We start from the raw sequence: 17,331 nt of genomic DNA, 5'->3' as shown, positions 1-17,331 counted from the left end.
CCTTCGTGCTTCTGATGGCTCTCGGCGTCTGGCAGGTCGAACGCCGCGCCTGGAAGCTGGCGCTGATCGACCGCGTCGAGCAGCGCGTCCATGCCACGGCGCAGCCGATCCCCTCGGCGACATCGTGGCCGGCGGTCACCGCCGCGAACGATGAATACAGGCATGTCTCAGTGAGCGGTCGCTTCCTGCATGATCGCGAGACGCTGATTCAGGCCGTCACCGAGGACGGGCCCGGCTATTGGGTGCTGACGCCGCTCCAGCGCGGCGACGGCACGCTGGTCCTGATCAACCGCGGCTTCGTGCCAACCGAGCGGCGCGACGCATCGACGCGCCAGGACGGCAATCCGGACGGCCAGGTCGAAATCACCGGCCTGTTGCGCGTGACGGAGCCGAAGGGCGGATTCCTTCGAAACAACGTGCCCCAGCACAACCGCTGGTATTCGCGGGATGTGGCCGCGATTGCGGCGGCACACGGCCTGCACGACATCGCCCCGTTCTTCATTGATGCCGAGGCCGGATCACGAACCGGCAACGGGCCAATCGGCGGATTGACCGTGGTGAGCTTTCCCAATAACCACCTGATCTACGCGCTGACGTGGTTTGCCCTGGCGTTCATGCTGGCCGGCAAGCTTTTCGTCACATTCGGCGGCGGGCTGTTCCGCCGCAAGCGCTTCGTCCACGAACCGGCCGGCGGATCTGATTCCGCCGCGCACAGGACGGGATCAGATGCTGGAACGATCGTCGAACCGACCTGACGACGGGAAGACGCCTCCCCAAGCACTTGGCGAGCAAGCATTTGGCGAGCTGGCCGTTACGCTGCAATCGCAGGCGGACGCGCGCAGCGAGCTGATCGGCACGGCGCCGACGGACGACGACACCAACCGCAAGAACATGGCGCTGCTGATCCAGTTGCGCTGGACCGCAGTGGTCGGCCAGATCGTCACCATCGGCGGCGTGCATTTCTGGCTTGGCATTCCCCTGCCGCTCACCCGCATGGGCGCGGTGATCGGCGCGCTGGTTTTCCTCAACGTCTCGAGCCTGGTCTGGGTGCGCCATCGCGCCGCGATCACCAACAATGAGCTGCTGGTCGCGCTGATGCTGGATGTCGCGGCGCTGACCGCGCAGCTTTACTTGAGCGGCGGCGCCACCAATCCCTTCACATCCCTATTCCTGCTCCAGGTAACGCTTGGCGCGGTGCTGCTCGACGCCCGCTCGACCTGGTCGCTGGTGGCGCTGAGCTGTGCGAGCTTCGTGTGGCTGACGATGGCCTACCGGCCGCTCGACCTGCCGCCGAACCCGCTGAACGAGACCTATACGCTCACCGTCACCGGCATGCTGCTGGGCTTCGTCCTCAACGCCGTGCTGCTCGTGGTGTTCGTGACCCGCATCAACAGGAACCTGCGCGAACGCGACGCGCATCTGGCGGCGTTACGCCAGCATGCCGCCGAGCAGGATCACATCGTCCGCATGGGCCTGCTCGCCTCCGGCGCAGCGCATGAACTCGGCACGCCCCTCGCCTCGCTCTCGGTCATCCTCAGCGACTGGCGCCGCATGCCGGATCTCGCTGCCGACCAGGAGCTTGCCGAGGACCTCACGGAGATGGAAACCTCGCTGCAACGCTGCAAGACGATCGTGACAGGCATCCTGGTGTCGGCGGGCGAAGCGCGCGGCGAAGGATCGTCGCCGACGACGGCGACGGCCTTCGTCACCGCACTGGTCGAGGAATGGCGCAACGCGCGCTCGGCGCGGACACTGTATTTCGTCAACACATTTGGCGAGGACGTCGCGATCGTCTCCGATGTTGCCCTGAAGCAGGTGATCTTCAACGTGCTCGACAATGCCTATGAGGTCTCGCGCGAATGGGTCGAGCTGCTCGCCGAACGCGAGGGCGACAATCTCGTGCTGTCGATCAGCGACCGCGGCCCCGGCTTTGCGCCGGAGATGCTGGCGCAGCTCGGCAAGCCCTACCAGTCGAGTAAGGGCCGGGCCGGCGGCGGGCTCGGCCTGTTCCTGGTGGTGAACGTCGTGCGCAAGTTAGGGGGCAGCGTGACCGCCGAGAACCACAGGAAGCGCGGCGCCACCGTCCGCCTCACGCTGCCGCTGGCAACGCTCGCGATCGGAGGCAGCTTTGACGCCTGACCGTTCGCTCATCGTCGTCGAGGACGATGCCGGTTTCGCGCGCACGCTGAAACGCTCGTTCGAGCGCCGCGGCTACGAGGTCGTGCTCGCCGCCTCGATCGAAGAGGTCCGCAAAGTGCTGGAGGAGCGATCCTTCGGCTACGCCGTGGTCGACCTCAAGCTCGGCGGCGCCTCGGGCCTCGCCTGCGTCGAGCTCCTGCACACGCACGATGAGGAGATGCTGATCGTGGTGCTGACAGGCTTCGCCAGCATCTCGACGGCTGTCGAGGCGATCAAGCTGGGCGCCTGCCACTATCTCGCAAAACCCTCTAACACCGACGACATCGAAGCCGCCTTCAACAGGGCCGAAGGCAATGCCGAAGTCGCGCTGGACGTGCGGCCGACCTCGATCAAGACGCTGGAGTGGGAACGCATCCACCAGACCCTGATCGAGACGGATTTCAACATCTCGGAAGCAGCGCGTCGGCTGGGCATGCATCGGCGCACGCTGGCAAGGAAACTCGAGAAGCGGCCGGTGAAGTGAGCCTCTCGTCTCTTCGCAGAGCGAAGCGTAACCCACCCTACGGACCGAGCAAGATCATCCGGTGCATCAAACAAAAAAGCCCGACCTTGCGGCCGGGCTTTTGATCTGTTGCAGCTCGACGCTGCGAGGCGCTTACGCCGCCTCGTCGGCGACCGTGGTGCCGTCGCCATCGGTCTCGTCGGTCTCGCCCTCGGCATCCGCCTCACCGTCAGCGGCTTCCGTCTTGGCGCCAGTGCGACGCGGGCTCTTGGCGAGCTGGGCCTCGATCTCCTTGACCGCTTCGGTCTCGGTCGAGTGCTGCACCACCGCGATCTCGCGGGAGAGACGATCGAGCGCCGCTTCATAGAGCTGGCGTTCGCTGTAGGACTGCTCGGGCTGCGACTCGGAGCGATAGAGGTCGCGCACGACTTCCGCGATCGCGACGATGTCGCCCGAATTGATCTTCGCTTCGTATTCCTGGGCGCGGCGCGACCACATGGTGCGCTTGACGCGGGCGCGGCCCTTGAGCGTCTCGAGCGCCTTCTTCACCAGCGCGGGCTCGGACAGCTTGCGCATGCCGACGTTGGCGACCTTGGCGGTCGGCACGCGCAACGTCATCTTGTCCTTGATGAAGTTGATGACGAACAGCTCGAGCTTCGCGCCGGCGATCTCCTGCTCCTCGATCGCCAGGATCTGGCCGACACCGTGAGCGGGATAGACGACGAATTCATTGGCCTTGAAACCCTGACGCTGGGTCACGACCTTCTTTTCCTCGACCTTCGGCGCCGGCGCAGCAGGCTTCACTGCCGGCTTGGCGACAGCAACGGGGGCCTTGGCAGGGGCGGCAGCAACGGGGGCCTTCGGAGCAACAGGCTTGGCAGCGGGAGCCTTGGCAACAGCAGGCTTGGCAGCAGCAGGCTTGGAAACGGTCGCTTTCACGGCCGGTTTGGCAGTCTTGTTAGGCATTGCGCTTCTTTTATTCTTAGAGGACTTTGCAGCCGGGGGCGCCTTGGCGGCGGCACGGCCCTTGGATGCGCTACGGCTGGCCGTGGCGACTTTCTTGGCCTCCTTATGGGAAGCCCTCGCAGAAGTACTCTTTTTACGCGTTTTCTGTGACACAGCCTGCGCGCGGAAACTGCCACGCCCCTGTTCGACATCTGGTTTCACGGGAACCCTGAGGGGCCAACTGGGCTGACAGGGTTCAGCTTAATGTGCCCAATATAGCACATTTCCCGCAAAAATCAATGATTTAGGGGTCTTAAGGGCTGGTTTTCGGCGATAACGAAGGTATTAGGGTTAAGTTTGGCCGCGAATTAGTCTCCAGAACCGGGATTCGGAGAAAAATACTTGTCGAACTTGCCCTCCACGCCTTCGAATTCCTTCGCGTCGTCGGGTGATTCTTTCTTCTGGGTGATGTTCGGCCAGGTCTTGGCGTAGTCGGCGTTGACCTGGAGCCATTTTTCCAGGCCCGGTTCCGTGTCCGGCTTGATGGCGTCGGCAGGGCATTCCGGCTCGCACACGCCGCAGTCGATGCACTCGTCAGGATGGATGACGAGCATGTTGTCGCCCTCGTAGAAACAGTCGACCGGGCAGACCTCGACGCAGTCGGTGTACTTGCACTTGATGCAGGCTTCAGTGACGACGTAAGTCATCCAACGCTCCGAAAAGCTCTTTTAAAAGTCGCGGCTTGCGTAGCGCGGATGGCCCGGCGCTGCAAGGTCGGGAAGCCCCGATCATGACGGCTTTGCGCGTTTGATCGGTCAAGAAATGAATTGAAAGCGCAATTAATTACTCTTTGCGCTCAGTAACCTCTTCGTAGAGCACGCGAGCCGAGGAAGCATCGCCGCGGCGCTCGCTGAAGGCTACGACCTTCAACACGCGCACGGTGCGATCGAGCGCGATCGTGAGCACGTCGCCGATCTTGATCGCATGGCCCGGCGACTTTTCGCGCGTGCCGTTGACGCGGACATGGCCGGACTCGATGAGCTCAGCCGCCGACGTGCGCGCCTTCACCACCCGCGCATGCCACAGCCATTTATCGAGGCGCTGCCGCTCGGTCGTGGGATCACTCCTTGCGACCGGCCAGTTGCTCTTTCAGCGCGGCGAGCTTTGCGAAGGGCGAGTTCGGATCGACCGGACGATCGCGCTCGCGCGGATTCGCGCTCGACGCATAGGGACGCAGCGACGGCCCACCCTGGCGATCGCGGCCCTTGTCGCGGTCGCGGCCACGATTGTCACGGCCCTTGTCGCGATCACCGCCGAACTTGCCCTTGTTGTCGCGGTTGCGATCCTTGTCCCGATCCTTGCCCTGGAAGCTGCGGTTCCTGTCGTCGCGCCCTTCCGGACGCGGCGCGCCTTCGGCACCACCTTCGCGCGGTTTGCGGAAATCCTTAGCCCCATCCCTGCGACCGCCGCCATGGCGATGGCGCTGCTCGCCGCGCTTCTCACCGTCGGCGGCCTGCGCCGCTTCGCCTTCGGCGGGGGCAGCAGCACCCGCTTCTGCGCCAGCCTGCGGACGCGGCTGGTTGTTGTGACGCTGATGACGATGCCGCTCGTGGCGCGGCTTGCGATCCTCGTGGCGGCCGCCGGGACGCCAGACCTCGATGAGCTCGGGCTCGGCGGGCGTGGCCACAGCCTCAGCAGGCACAGCAGCATCAGCCGATGCCGCGGCTTCGGTCGCGGCGGTCTCAGCCGGAGCGGCTTCAGCGGCAGCCTCGATGGGTGCCGCGGCCTCTTCCGCCGGCGGCGCGATGCCGGGGGCGTCTTCGGGGGTGACGGGCGCCTCAGGAGACGCTTCGAGCGTCGGTTCTTCGTGAGCCGGCTCGTCGTGCAGCTCCATGCCGGGCGCGTCTTCGACGGTGACCGGCTCGGGGGCGGCTTCGATTGCGCTGTCCTCAACCGGAGTCTCGACTGCAGTCGACTCAGCCGGAGCTTCTGCACTGGCCTCAGCGGCCGGCGTCTCCGCGGCAGCCACCACCGGCTTCGGCGGAAGCGGCGCGCGCTTTTCCATGCGGTAGCCGAGCGCACGCAGCACCGAGGCGAAATCTTCGCCGGCGGAGCCCGTGAGCGAGGTCATCGCCTGCGTCACCACAAAGCTGCGGCCATCGAACGCGCCGGCGGGCTTCTCGCCGGAGGCGTTCTCGCGCCAAGCCAGTGCCGGGCGGATCAGATCGGCAAGACGTTCCAGAATGTCGACGCGCACGGCGCGCTCGCCGGCCTGCTTGTAGCCGAGCACGCGATAGGCATCGCGCGGCAACTGCTTGTCGACCGGGAACGAGGTGCGGCCCGAAGATGCCAGATGCTGCGCGCCGGACAGCGACGACAGATCGACATTGTCCTGCTTCAGGGCCCACAGCAACGCGGCCAAAGCACGCGCGGCGGGCTTCAGGATGCCGGGGAAATAGATGTGGTAGGCGCCGAAGCGGACGCCGTATTTGCGCAGGACCGCGCGCGAGGGCTGGTCGAGATCCTTTAGCTCGTTGGCGATCTTCGGCCGCTCCAGTACACCGAGCGCCTCGACCAGCTGATAGGCGATGCCGCGGGCAATGCCGGTGACATCTTCGGCCTTGCTGAGCTCGAACATCGGCCCGAGCAGCTTCTCGATATGCGTCTTGAGCCAGAGGTCGAGCCGCGCCTGCACTTTTTCACGCGGGCCACCCGTCAATCTCTCGTCCGAGATGATGCGGATGCGCGGATGCAGCGCCTCCTCTGCGGCCGTCAGCCGCGCCACCGCATCGCCGGTCCAGCGGATGGTGCCGTCCGAGGTCAGCACGAACTGATCGTCGGGCGCGCCGCCGAGCTTCTCGGCACGGGTGTTGATCTCGCCGGCGAGCACCGCTTGCGCGGCAGCCTGCAAGGCTTTCGCATCGGAGCCGGCTTCCGCCGCATCCGGTGCAAAGGTGAAGCCATCGAGGCGGCCGATGACATGGCCTTCGACGATGACTTCGCCGGTCTTGCCGATTTCCGTATTCAAGCTCGTGTTCTCCCGCAGGCGGCGCATCAATACACTGGTCCGGCGATCAACGAAACGCTCAGTCAAGCGTTCATGGAGCGCATCCGATAATTTATTTTCGACCTCCCGCGCGATCCCCTGCCAATGTTCGGGGTCGGCGAGCCAATCCGGCCGGTTGGCGACGAAGGTCCAGGTCCGGACCTGCGCGATCCGGCCCGACAGCGTGTCGATATCGCCGTCGATCCGGTTGGCCTGGTCGATCTGGGTCGCGATCCAGGCATCGGGAATGCGGCCCTTCTGCATCAGGAAGCCGTAAAGCGTGGTCACGAGCTCGGCATGGGCGGCCGGCGACAGTTTTCGGTAGTCGGGGACCTGGCAGGCCTCCCACAGCCGTTCCACGGCGGCCTTGCCGTGCGCGACGTCGCGCACCTCGGCGTCGCGAGCGGCGTGGTCGAGCACGCGCATGTCCTCGGCGATCGGCGCCCGCGTCAGCGCCTCATGACCCGGCGACTGGTTCAGGGACACCTGGAGCGCGCCGAGCGAGGCGAAATCCAGCTTCGAATTACGCCATTGCAACACCTTCACGCTGTCGAAGGTGTGGTTCTGGAGCGCATTGACGAGTTCGGGCTCGAACGGCCCGCAGCGGCCCGTGGTCCCAAAGGTGCCGTTCCGGGTGGCGCGGCCGGCGCGGCCGGCGATCTGCGCGAATTCGGACGGCGTCAGCCGGCGGAACTGGTAGCCGTCGAACTTGCGGTCGGAGGCAAAGGCGACGTGGTCGACGTCGAGATTGAGGCCCATGCCGACGGCGTCGGTGGCGACGAGGTAATCGACGTCGCCGTTCTGGAACATCTCGACCTGAGCATTGCGCGTGCGCGGCGACAGCGATCCCAGCACCACGGCGGCGCCGCCATGCTGGCGGCGGATCAGCTCGGCGATGGCGTAGACCTCGTCGGCGGAGAACGCGACGATGGCGGTGCGGCGCGGCTGGCGCGTGATCTTGCGGTCGCCGGCGAATTCGAGCTGCGACAGCCGCGGCCGGGTGATCATGGACACGCCAGGCAGCAGCCGTTCGATGATCGGGCGCATCGTGGCGGCGCCCAGCAGCAGCGTCTCGTCGCGGCCGCGGCGGTTGAGGATGCGGTCGGTGAAGACGTGGCCGCGCTCCAGATCAGACGCGATCTGGACCTCGTCGACGGCGAGGAAGGAGACGTCGAGGTCGCGCGGCATCGCCTCGACGGTCGAGACCCAAAAACGCGGGCTCTTCGGCTTGATCTTCTCCTCGCCGGTGATCAGCGCCACGGCCTCGGGGCCGACGCGGGCGACGATCTTGTTATAGACCTCGCGCGCAAGCAGCCGCAGCGGCAGCCCGATCACGCCGGACGAATGCGCGAGCATCCGTTCGATGGCGAGATGGGTCTTGCCGGTGTTGGTCGGCCCGAGCACCGCAGTGACGCCCGCGCCGGGTGCGCGCTCGGAAGCGAAGGGAGAGTAAGAAAAGGCCATGTCTGAATGATTAGGTAGTGGCGATTGGGGCGAATGTCAGTGCTGTTTGGGGCGTGCTTGGCGCGAAGCGTTTGGAAGTCACCTCGCCCCGCTTGCGGGGAGAGGTCGGATCGCGAAGCGATCCGGGTGAGGGGGACTCTCCGCAAACCCGCTGTCACCGCATCCGTGGAAGCAGCCCCTCACCCCAACCCTCTCCCCGTAAGAACGGGGCGAGGGAGACGAGAGAGCTCCCCAAACCTCGCGCAACTGTCTCACTTTGCGACGCTTTTCCCGTTGTTCTTAAGCTTCGGAACGAGTCTAGAACGAATCGCGGCCGAATCGCTGACTCCCCCGAGAGTCCTGTTACGTTCACGCAACATGTCGCGGGACTCTTTGTTTCATCGCACTAGATGGAGTTTTGCGCTGTCGCACAAGCGACGTTTCGATGACCTGTTCCTTAAAATTGGGGACGGCGCGGAGTCGAATCAGAATCGGGGCGGAGTCAAATGGATTCACGTATCCCGCCCCCTCAGCTCATTTTCGCGAAAACAACCCCATGCACAGTAGAAACGGGTGGCGGCGAAATGGCGGGGTGACGGCGGGTAAGGTGTTGAGATAGCGCGGCTAAATCGTCTCTCTCGTCATTCCGGGCTCGCGACTCCGTCGCGCCCTGGAATGACGAGGGGATTTACTGCGTCTTCGCAACCCGCGGCGGCTGTGGCGCCGTGATGAAGCTGGTGGCTTCCAGCATCGCCGGCCCCAAGGGCGTCGGCACTTTCAGCCAGAACGGGACCAAAATCCGCGTGCCTGCCACCGGCGCGAACGCGATCTCGATGTTGCGCTGGGCGGCGAGGTATTTGATCACGGGGCGGTCGGGGATGTAGCCGGCAACGGGGACGAAGAACAACGAACACACCACGACCGGGCCGCGATAGCCCTTCTCGGCCTTGACCGTTTCCATGCGCTTGAAATCGAGCTTGAGATCGTAGCGCATGCGGCCGTCGAACACGGGCGCTGCGTTGTGGCAGGCCTCCGGCGACACGGGATCGCCGGTGCCGGGCACGCGCAGCAGCGTGGCCGTCATCGGATCCCAGACGCCGCGGCGATGCGCCTCGGTGACGACGATGCGGTCGGCATCAACGGGAGGCTCCGGCACGATGCCGAACTCCTTCACATTGCCCTTGTCGAGCGTGATGTGGATCTCTTCGGTCTTCTTCGAGGTGGTGGTGGTGGCCTGGTAGGCGGTCGCGACCAGCGCGCCGTTGACCACGCGCCCCTGGCTGGCGCCGGTTCCGGACCCGCCCGCAAACGATTTCAGCAGCCCGGCGGTGCCGCCGGAAGCAGCAGCCGAAAACACGTCGTCCTGGATGTCGATGGTCCAAGCGCCCTTGCCGACGGGAATGCCGGCCAGCGTCGCCTCATACTGCGCCTCGAGCTTGCCTTGGGCCGCCGCAGGCTTCGCCCCCCACGCCAAAGCGAGCCCGCAAAGGGCCGCCAGAGCCAGCCGGCCAACCGAATGCAGCCGGGGCAGATGAGGGGTCAGGGTGTGCACGAAGCCATCCAATGGGGACGTCAGGCCTTGTTAGTTAAGCCAAATCTCGCGGCAAACAATGTGCGAGGGGCCGAAAGCTGGCGGAACTCTCCGGAGTTTTCGGGGGTGAATACGCCCTTTATGTGATGGTAAGGCACTTTAAACACTGCCGTTTTGGTGATCGGGGGTGCGTCAGGGGCGCACAGCCGCCCAGCCCATTCCACTGTCATGCCCCGCCTTGTACGCACTTGCGCACTGGGGCGGGCGATGACACCGAGAATGCCGCCTGAGATCCCGGGTTCGGGCTCCGCCCGCCCCGGGACGACGGGCCTAAAACGGCCCGTCGCCTTGACGTCCCGCCGCTTCCCCCCTATACGTCCGCCGCTCCCTGCAAGGACAGAGAATTTGCCCCCGTGGCGCCCCGAATGGCGGCCGCACATCATTGGGGGAAAGATTGAGGATTTTGACATGTCTCGCCGCTGCGAACTGACGGCCAAGGGCCCCCTCGTCGGCCACAAGGTCAGCCACTCCAACATCAAGACCAAGCGCCGCTTCCTGCCGAACCTCGTCAACGTGACGTTCATCAGCGAAGCCCTGGGCCGCAACGTGCGCCTGCGCGTCTCCACCAACGCGGTCAAGAGCGTCGACCACAATGGCGGCCTCGACCCCTTCCTGCTCAAGGCCAAGGCCGACGTCCTGTCGCCGCGCGCCCTCGAGCTGAAGCGCGCCATCCAGAAAAAGGTCGGCGACACCGCTCCGGTCAAGCAGGCCAGCTGAGCAAGTTTTAGAATTGGGCGGGGGCTAAGTTGCGTCGCGTGGCGTAGGCTTGGCCAAGTAGAGTTGCGTTGCGGCCGGATCGAAAGATCCGGCCGTTTTTGTTTGTGAAAACCAGCAAACATCGAATGTCCAAGTTCTGAGGCGCAGCTCAGACCTTCTATGCAAAGACATCTCGTGTTAGCTTTCTGCGCACTGCTTCGCTGTGGGCTCATCGGTGGCACGAAGTGATCTTCTACTATCAATAGTTCGCGCTGGTGCTACCGGTGATCGCGCAGCCTTGCGCTCATCCGTAGAAGCTGCCGTAGCAGAAGAGCGCAGCAAGAATCATCACGTCCTAGCCGATCGCCTGCAAAGGGCACTATCCACCGTTACGGTTACGCCACCAGCAAACGTCGCATCGACGAGTGTTCAGTCTGGCAAGGACAGCATTATCGAAACTGTCCCACGGCGGCGATTGGATGAATTGATCCTACCTCTTCCCGTTTCGCAGCAATTGAAGCAGCTTATCGAAGAACAACATCGAGCGGACTTGCTTCGCGCTCACGGAATGCAGCCAAGGCATCGTTTGTTGCTGTCTGGCCCTCCGGGTAACGGTAAGACATCCGTCGCAGAAGCGGTTGCGGAAGCTTTAGCAGTTCCATTTTTTACTGTTCGATACGATGCGCTCGTTGGCTCCTTTCTCGGAGAAACTAACACGCGCCTGGCGCGATTATTTGACTACGCCCGCACGGTTCCTTGCGTCCTGTTCTTCGATGAATTTGACTCGATCGGTAAAGAACGTGGAGACAGCCACGAGACGGGCGAGATCAAGCGAGTAGTCTCCTTCTTGCTGATGCAAATTGATCGCCTGCCCAGCTACGTTGTGACTGTTGCAGCCACAAATCATGCTGAGTTGCTTGATCGAGCCGTATGGCGCCGCTTCGAGCTTCGCCTAGCTATGCCCTTGCCATCTCATGAGGCCCTCGCGGCTTTTCTGGATCGCCAATTCGAAGCATGGCCGCAGAGCGCCGGTGTATCGGCGAATGTTTTGGCTGGTAAACTTGGTGAAGTCAGCTTCGCAGAAGCTCTGGATTTCTGCCAAACGATTCGACGGCAACACATACTTTCGCTCGCGAATCGCGAGCTGAAGGATATTCTACGCGAGCAGGTTGAATTATGGACATCAAGGGTTATTGCAGCGCAAGATGCCTCACGACCCTCAGAAACCGCTTCTGCGCCTAAACCATCCAAGAGACGTCCCAAAGCGGCGTTCGGGCGGAGGAGGAGGACGAGCAAGACGCTTTGATCGGCAAGCACAGGCACAAAATCACGGGCCGATCTTTTCTCAGCTGCGAAATATTCTGGATCGATCTGATGCAGCTCTTCAGCTTCGATCCGATCCCAACTCCCTTGCTCCAGAGCGACTTCTTGTCTTTGAGGTCACGGGATCGGTGCAGAATTTTGCACGGGCAGTCCAACGCATCGACGGATTAGAGTTCGCCGGCGAGGAAGAGCTGGAAGCTGACGATTTCGACAAGAGTCCCGAATTTTATTTACTCGTCCCCCAAATAGGGGCGCTGCAACAAATCGTTTCACTTTGGGAATTTTGGTTACGCGAAGGGAGCGTCCCTAGAAACTACACCCCTTGGAGAGACCTATTTTCGCAGCTTCGTGCCGTTCGTCCTTGGGGGCCAGCTGATCGTGTCTCGTACGCAAATCGAGAGTACTTCCACGCTCTAGCGGATGAAGCGCCAGACACCGAATTTTTTGGGCTGGAGATCGAACTTGTTTTCAGAAGTTCTAGCGAAGCATCGCATTCGGCCGAACGCGACGTTCGTCATCTGGTTGAGACGATCGGGGGGCGGACAATCCACCAAGCGTATCGACCAGAATTCGCTTACCACGCCATTCTCGCCGAGGTGCCGGCAACGGAAATGCGTCGTATTGCTGCGCTCGATCCAGCATCACTCGCCGGCGCTGACCCGATTGCCGCGATCACTCCGCAAAGCATTGGTACAGCTATCGATGCAGCTGACGAGATGGTTTTAGACGGCATTGAACGACCCGCGCCGAATAGGGACCAACCAATCGCAGCCGTATTCGATGCAGTTCCAGTGCAAGCCCACCCACTGCTTATCAACCGACTAAGCGTTGACGATCCTGACGATCTTGAGACCCTCTCGGTCGGGCCACGCGTCCACGGAACAGCGATGGCCTCGCTCGCTCTTCATGGCGACTTAAATGGTCCACCTTCACCCTTGAGCCGTCGAATCTATTTTAGGCCGGTGATGTACGCGCCTGTATTTGGCGGGGAAAGATTCGACGACAATAAGCTTGTAGTCGATGTGATCTTCGAGGCGGTTATGCGCATGAGGAGTACCGATGGAGCAGCAGTAATCGTCGTCAACCTATCTCTCGGTGATAGAACTAAGCCCTTCTCCGGCAAAATATCGACTTGGGCTCGCGCGCTCGATTACCTAGCCTACACCTATGGTATACTCTTCATCATAAGTGCGGGAAATACAGAACAAGCGATCGTTCTGGACGACTTCCCAGATGAACCAAGCTTCGGCGCGGCGTCCGCTAATGTCCGCGCCCAAGCTACTCTAGCCGGCGTCGATGCAGTGAAGGCAGATCGTCGACTGCTCGCTCCTGCCGACAGTATTAACTCCCTGACGATCGGGGCTTGGCACGACGATTCCTCGCAGGAGATATTTGGGGGCGTGACACCATTCCAACCCTTCGCAGGTGTGGAGATGCCGAACCTGTCTTCAAGGCTTGGGCCCGGCTTACGACGGGCGATTAAGCCTGAGGCTTTGTTTGCGGGTGGAAGGGAGAGGGTCAGGATTGGGCCTGCATCTACACCTGTGAATCTAGCGCCGCATCCTCATCCCAGTCGCTATTGGGGACTAAAAGTCGCTGCGCCCTCGCAAAACGGAGCGCTGGGAACGCACTTCACAATCGGTACAAGCGCTGCGGCTGCGCTGGCTACTCATTCAGGGCATCGAATATTTGACGCCCTTGAAGAGGCCTACCCCCAACTCATCGATGCAATGCCGTTGGCAGAGCGCGCAGCTCTTCTCAAGTCATTTCTTGTCCATTCTGCCTCTTGGCGCGGTAGTGAGACGTTCATTCGCACAACTGTCGACCCAACTTCGACGCTTCATCACGAACATTGGCGAAGAGAAGTAAGCCGCTATCTTGGCTTCGGGTTTGTTGATCCTGACAACGTCGTTGCGTGCGCCAACGATCGAGCAACGTTGTGGGCGACAGGAACGTTGAGCCCGGAAGAGTCTCTTACGTTCGATATTCGCGTACCTAAGTCTCTTGCTGCTTCGGCATCTGTGCGAGAAATACGGGCGACGCTAGCTTGGTTCACACCTACGCGCCCTGGACATTTGGCTTACAGAGCAGTGAAGCTCAAGATCGACTCACTCGAGCGAAGCTCTTTGCAGCTGGCCGGCGTGAGTACAACATCGGATCAACCGTCAAATAGTCAATCGGAAAGCGGAACCGTTGTGCACCGTAGATGGACGAGCGAGCAAATCGGCGAAGCCGAAAGCGACTCTACAATCCCGATTCAGATTCAGAGAGAGCCAGATCAAGGAACGCCAATCGACGAGGTAATTCCATTCGGATTAGTCGTTACTATCGAGATGCCGGGGGAAACACAGATATACGAAGACATCCTTACGAGCATTCAGGTGAAACCGAAGGTACCCATTCGCGCGCAGGTATAGAGCAATTTCTGGTTACCATCCTAACCTAAGCATCATTCATCGCTATGCTCGCCCCGTTAGCTTTATCTGGAGAGGCATCCCGTGGAGTATTGGTGACGAGCTTGGTTGACAACGCACTCGCCGTCCGCCAGCTCGCCCCCTACCCCCGAAAATCAATGCTCCGCAGCACGATCCCCGGCGGCGTGCCCTCGAACTCCGTCGCCCGATATTTGCGTTCCACGCGGGCTTCGATGCGGTCGCGCAGGCGCATGAACTGGGCTTCGCGCTCAGTGGGTCTGGCGCGTACGCCCGGCGCCAGCGCCGTGCGCGCGTTAACTGTCCGTTAACCAACGCACCCTAGCCTTAACTCATCGTCCAGCCATCATTAGCTCGAAATGCCTTCCCGGTTCGCCCCAGGAGAAGCGCCGATGTGCGTTGCGTTGTTGACGTATGCCGATCTCAGTGCCCGCCTCAATATCTCGCGCGAGGCCGCGCGTTCGCTTGCGAGACGTCGCCGTTTGCCGCGCTCGCGGTCGGATGACGGCAAAGCCCTGGTGAGCGTTGATCTCTCCGAACTCCGGTACACGCCCCGCCCACGAATGGGCCGCCAGGCAGACCCCATCGGGGCCTCCGTGACAAAGATCGAGGCGGTCAAGATCGAGGCCTTCAGGGCGGAGGTCGCGCGGCTCGAAGCCGTCGCGACCGCCTACAGGGTCGTGTTCGAGCGCGAGCGCGAGCGCGCCGATCGCCTCGCCGTCGAGCTGCAGCAGGCGGCTGCCGAGACGACGGCAGCCAATGCGTGGGCGGCACGACTAGAAGACGAAGTGGCGGCGCTGCGGAGCGGTCGCCGTGCCAGCGGCGCGATCGCGGGACAAGCCGCGCTTCGATTGGGACATCTGGCCGCGGCCATCGTGGGCGCAGACCGCGCGGCTCGCAAGTAGCACTTGAAACTTTCTCATCCCGGCCCGCCGGAGCAACCACTAGGAAAGAATGACTGGCATGACCGATATTCGCGAGATGAAGGCGCGCATTGTCGTGTTCGGGGTCGGCGGCGCCGGCGGCAATGCCGTCAACAACATGATCACGGCCGGCCTGGAAGGGGTCGACTTCGTCGTCGCCAATACCGACGCGCAGGCGCTGGCCATGTCGAAGGCGACGCGCCTCATCCAGCTCGGCACACAGGTGACTGCAGGCCTCGGCGCCGGCTCGCAGCCCGAATTGGGACGCGCCGCAGCCGAGGAGGCAATCGATACGATCCGCGATCAATTGACCGGCGCGCACATGGTGTTCGTGACTGCCGGCATGGGCGGCGGTACCGGCACCGGGGCTGCACCCATCATCGCCAGGGCTGCGCGCGAGCTCGGCATCCTCACGATCGGCGTGGTCACCAAGCCATTCTACTTCGAGGGCCAGCGCCGGATGCGCTGTGCCGAAGCCGGCATCGAGGAGTTGCTGAAGACAGTCGACACCCTGCTCATCATCCCGAACCAGAACCTGTTCCGGGTGGCCAGCGAGAAGACCACATTCGCCGATGCCTTTGCCCTTGCCGATCAGGTGCTTTATTCGGGCGTGGCCTGCATCAGCGACCTCATCGTCAAGGAAGGCCTGATCAATCTCGATTTTGCCGACGTTCTCTCGGTGATGCGGGAGAAGGGCAAGGCCATGATGGGAAGGGGCGAAGCGTCCGGCGAGAAACGCGTGCTCGCCGCCGCCGTGGCCGCAATTTCCAATCCATTGATCGAGAACCCCTCGATCAAGCGCGCCAGCGGCCTCATCATCTCCATCACCGGCGGCCGGGATCTCATGCTGTTCGAGGTCGACGAAGCTGCGACCCGCATTCGCGACGAGGCGGACCCGGACGCCAACATCATCGTCGGCGCGTCGTTTGATGAAAGCCTCGAAGGCATCGTCCGCGTCTCGGTGGTGGCGACCGGAATCGACAATGTTGATCCGGCGCTCCAGACGCCACCGGCGGAAACCTCACTCACGCAGCTCGCCGGCAGGCTGCGCAACGACAGCCGCCGCATCGCCGATCGCATCGAGCGCGGTGCACCCCTTCCGCAAGTGGAGAGCCCGCCGCTCCGCACCGAGGCCGGCCCTCCCGCGGGGCACCCGGCAAGGCCGAATCCGGAATATGCGCGCCACGCGGCTCCCCAGCCACACGATCCTTACGGCCGCGCGTCTCCGCGCAATGCGGCCGACGAAAGCATTCTCGATATCCCGGCCTTCCTGCGCCGCGCGACCAACTGAGCTGGTCGGACGAGCCAGAGTTACTTGTCTCCAATTGTCGGAAGTGGACCGGCGCGACGCGGCTCCAAAGCAGAATGGCTTTGGGTTGAATCGATCGAGCCGCAGGCTCGCTCAACCTCTCCCGCTTGCGGGGGAGGTCGGCGCGTCCGGGCGATGCAAAGCATCGACCCGCGCGCCGGGTGGGGGCTCTCTCCACGTCGGGAGTGTCGACCGCGGAAGCACCCCCACCCCAGCCCTCCCCCGCAAGCGGGAGAGGGAGCACACCCTCTTCTTGGCAACCAGCCAGGCCTAATCTCGCGTGCTCGACGCATGCCGGTCGACATGCTGGCGTTGACGACGGCAATTTCGTCCGCGAATTCCGAACGTCAGAGCTGCAGAACAGCCTCTTAAGCGGCGCAAGCCGCGCCGGTTGTTCACGCTGCCGTGCTGCGCGGGCTCTCCGCTGTTTCGTTTCTTTCCGGCTCCTTGTCGCGAGACAGCCATGCCGGGAAACGAAGCAGGCGCTCGTTGTTGTCTTTTGGCAGTTCGACGGGCGGTACGACGGGCCGCTCATCGGCCGAGCTCGGGATGTCCATCACAGCGTGGCCGACCCGCACCGTATCCGCGCGCTGATCCAGTTCGCGGAGCAGCGGATCAATGACGTTGTCGATTTCGGCCGCCACCGATACCAGGAAGCTATTGAGTTCGCGGGCCTCGGGCACAACGGCCGCAGCCTGCTCGATCGCCTTGCAGAGACCATCGACGACAGGCGCAAACGCGCTCCCGGCTTGCTTGATTCGGGTTTTGATCGCTTCGATCTGGCCCAGGACGCGATCACGCTCCCGCCTGTTCTTCTCCTCCGAAAGGCGGGCTTCGATTTCGGCGATCTGAGCCGTCAGGCTCGTGGCTTCGGATGCAAGGGCATCGCGTCGTCCGCGCGCGCGATCGAGATCGCGGCTGAGATTGTCAACTAAGTCGTCCTTTCCGAACATTGCTCTGCTCCGTAGGACAGCCGTGGCGC

General features: G+C 62.8%; 12 protein-coding genes and 3 pseudogenes. 8 read left to right on the top strand and 7 right to left on the bottom strand.

All coding sequences use genetic code 11. The features are described 5' to 3' along the window. The first annotated feature begins 14 nt into the window (after positions 1–14). The 3 genes from ACPPVR_RS04125 to ACPPVR_RS04115 are packed head-to-tail and all read left to right on the top strand — an operon-like array spanning position 15 to position 2,662. Complete coding sequence (locus ACPPVR_RS04125) at positions 15–755, top strand: SURF1 family protein (protein WP_426612994.1); 741 nt, start codon at positions 15–17, stop codon at positions 753–755. After that, positions 727–2,139, top strand: a complete 1,413-nt coding sequence (locus ACPPVR_RS04120; RefSeq protein ID WP_426612993.1) for an ATP-binding protein — start codon at positions 727–729, stop codon at positions 2,137–2,139. The genes ACPPVR_RS04125 and ACPPVR_RS04120 overlap by 29 nt, the downstream gene beginning before the upstream one ends. Next, a complete protein-coding gene (locus tag ACPPVR_RS04115; protein ID WP_426612992.1) occupies positions 2,129–2,662 on the top strand; it encodes a response regulator transcription factor in 534 nt (177 codons plus the stop codon). Before ACPPVR_RS04120 ends, ACPPVR_RS04115 begins: the two co-directional genes overlap by 11 nt. Before the next feature lie 132 nt (positions 2,663–2,794). Here the strand turns inward: ACPPVR_RS04115 and ACPPVR_RS04110 are convergent, their stop codons facing one another. The 5 genes and pseudogenes from ACPPVR_RS04110 to ACPPVR_RS04090 all read right to left on the bottom strand — a co-directional run bounded on the left by ACPPVR_RS04110 (position 2,795) and on the right by ACPPVR_RS04090 (position 9,573). Next, positions 2,795–3,607: a CarD family transcriptional regulator gene (locus tag ACPPVR_RS04110; protein WP_426612991.1), complete on the bottom strand. Its 813-nt coding sequence runs from the start codon at positions 3,605–3,607 to the stop codon at positions 2,795–2,797. A gap of 347 nt (positions 3,608–3,954) precedes the next feature. Then, positions 3,955–4,293, bottom strand: coding sequence for a ferredoxin FdxA (gene fdxA / locus ACPPVR_RS04105; RefSeq protein ID WP_426612990.1), 339 nt, complete (start codon positions 4,291–4,293; stop codon positions 3,955–3,957). A 136-nt stretch (positions 4,294–4,429) separates the two neighbouring features. Then, positions 4,430–4,696: pseudogene (locus ACPPVR_RS04100) on the bottom strand (RNA-binding S4 domain-containing protein); the annotation flags it as partial. Positions 4,697–4,706: 10 nt separating this feature from the next. After that, a complete protein-coding gene (locus tag ACPPVR_RS04095; protein WP_426612989.1) occupies positions 4,707–8,096 on the bottom strand; it encodes a helicase-related protein in 3,390 nt (1,129 codons plus the stop codon). 667 nt (positions 8,097–8,763) lie between these two features. Continuing rightward, positions 8,764–9,573, bottom strand: coding sequence for a DUF3108 domain-containing protein (locus ACPPVR_RS04090; RefSeq protein WP_426616327.1), 810 nt, complete (start codon positions 9,571–9,573; stop codon positions 8,764–8,766). Between the two features lie 501 nt (positions 9,574–10,074). Here ACPPVR_RS04090 and rpmB point away from each other — a divergent pair. From rpmB to ACPPVR_RS04075, 3 genes are all read left to right on the top strand, one after another. Further along, positions 10,075–10,383: a 50S ribosomal protein L28 gene (gene rpmB, locus ACPPVR_RS04085; protein ID WP_426612988.1), complete on the top strand. Its 309-nt coding sequence runs from the start codon at positions 10,075–10,077 to the stop codon at positions 10,381–10,383. A gap of 277 nt (positions 10,384–10,660) precedes the next feature. Continuing rightward, on the top strand, positions 10,661–11,668 hold the full coding sequence (locus tag ACPPVR_RS04080; RefSeq protein ID WP_426612987.1) for an AAA family ATPase: 1,008 nt from the start codon (positions 10,661–10,663) through the stop codon (positions 11,666–11,668). Beyond that, positions 11,568–14,102, top strand: a complete 2,535-nt coding sequence (locus ACPPVR_RS04075; RefSeq protein WP_426616326.1) for a S8 family peptidase — start codon at positions 11,568–11,570, stop codon at positions 14,100–14,102. The genes ACPPVR_RS04080 and ACPPVR_RS04075 overlap by 101 nt, the downstream gene beginning before the upstream one ends. Positions 14,103–14,241: 139 nt before the next feature. Here ACPPVR_RS04075 and ACPPVR_RS04070 read toward each other — a convergent pair. Beyond that, positions 14,242–14,385 (bottom strand): annotated as a pseudogene (locus ACPPVR_RS04070) (DUF1488 domain-containing protein); the annotation flags it as partial. A 328-nt stretch (positions 14,386–14,713) separates the two neighbouring features. On the opposite strand from ACPPVR_RS04070, the gene ACPPVR_RS04065 reads away from it, so the two are divergent. Both ACPPVR_RS04065 and ftsZ read left to right on the top strand, forming a co-directional pair. Further along, complete coding sequence (locus tag ACPPVR_RS04065) at positions 14,714–15,022, top strand: hypothetical protein (protein WP_426612986.1); 309 nt, start codon at positions 14,714–14,716, stop codon at positions 15,020–15,022. Between the two features lie 49 nt (positions 15,023–15,071). After that, positions 15,072–16,022 (top strand): annotated as a pseudogene (ftsZ, locus tag ACPPVR_RS04060) (cell division protein FtsZ); the annotation flags it as partial. A 722-nt stretch (positions 16,023–16,744) separates the two neighbouring features. Here the strand turns inward: ftsZ and ACPPVR_RS04055 are convergent. Then, positions 16,745–17,302 (bottom strand): hypothetical protein, encoded by a 558-nt coding sequence (locus ACPPVR_RS04055; RefSeq protein ID WP_426612985.1) that lies wholly within the window; start codon positions 17,300–17,302, stop codon positions 16,745–16,747. Between the last annotated feature and the right edge of the window lie 29 nt (positions 17,303–17,331).

This window comes from Bradyrhizobium sp. McL0616 (genome assembly GCF_049993385.1).
In the GTDB taxonomy this organism is placed as follows: Bacteria; Pseudomonadota; Alphaproteobacteria; order Rhizobiales; family Xanthobacteraceae; genus Bradyrhizobium.
The sequence above is the reverse complement of the archived record's forward strand: the minus strand, read 5'-3'. Positions and strand labels throughout refer to the sequence as shown.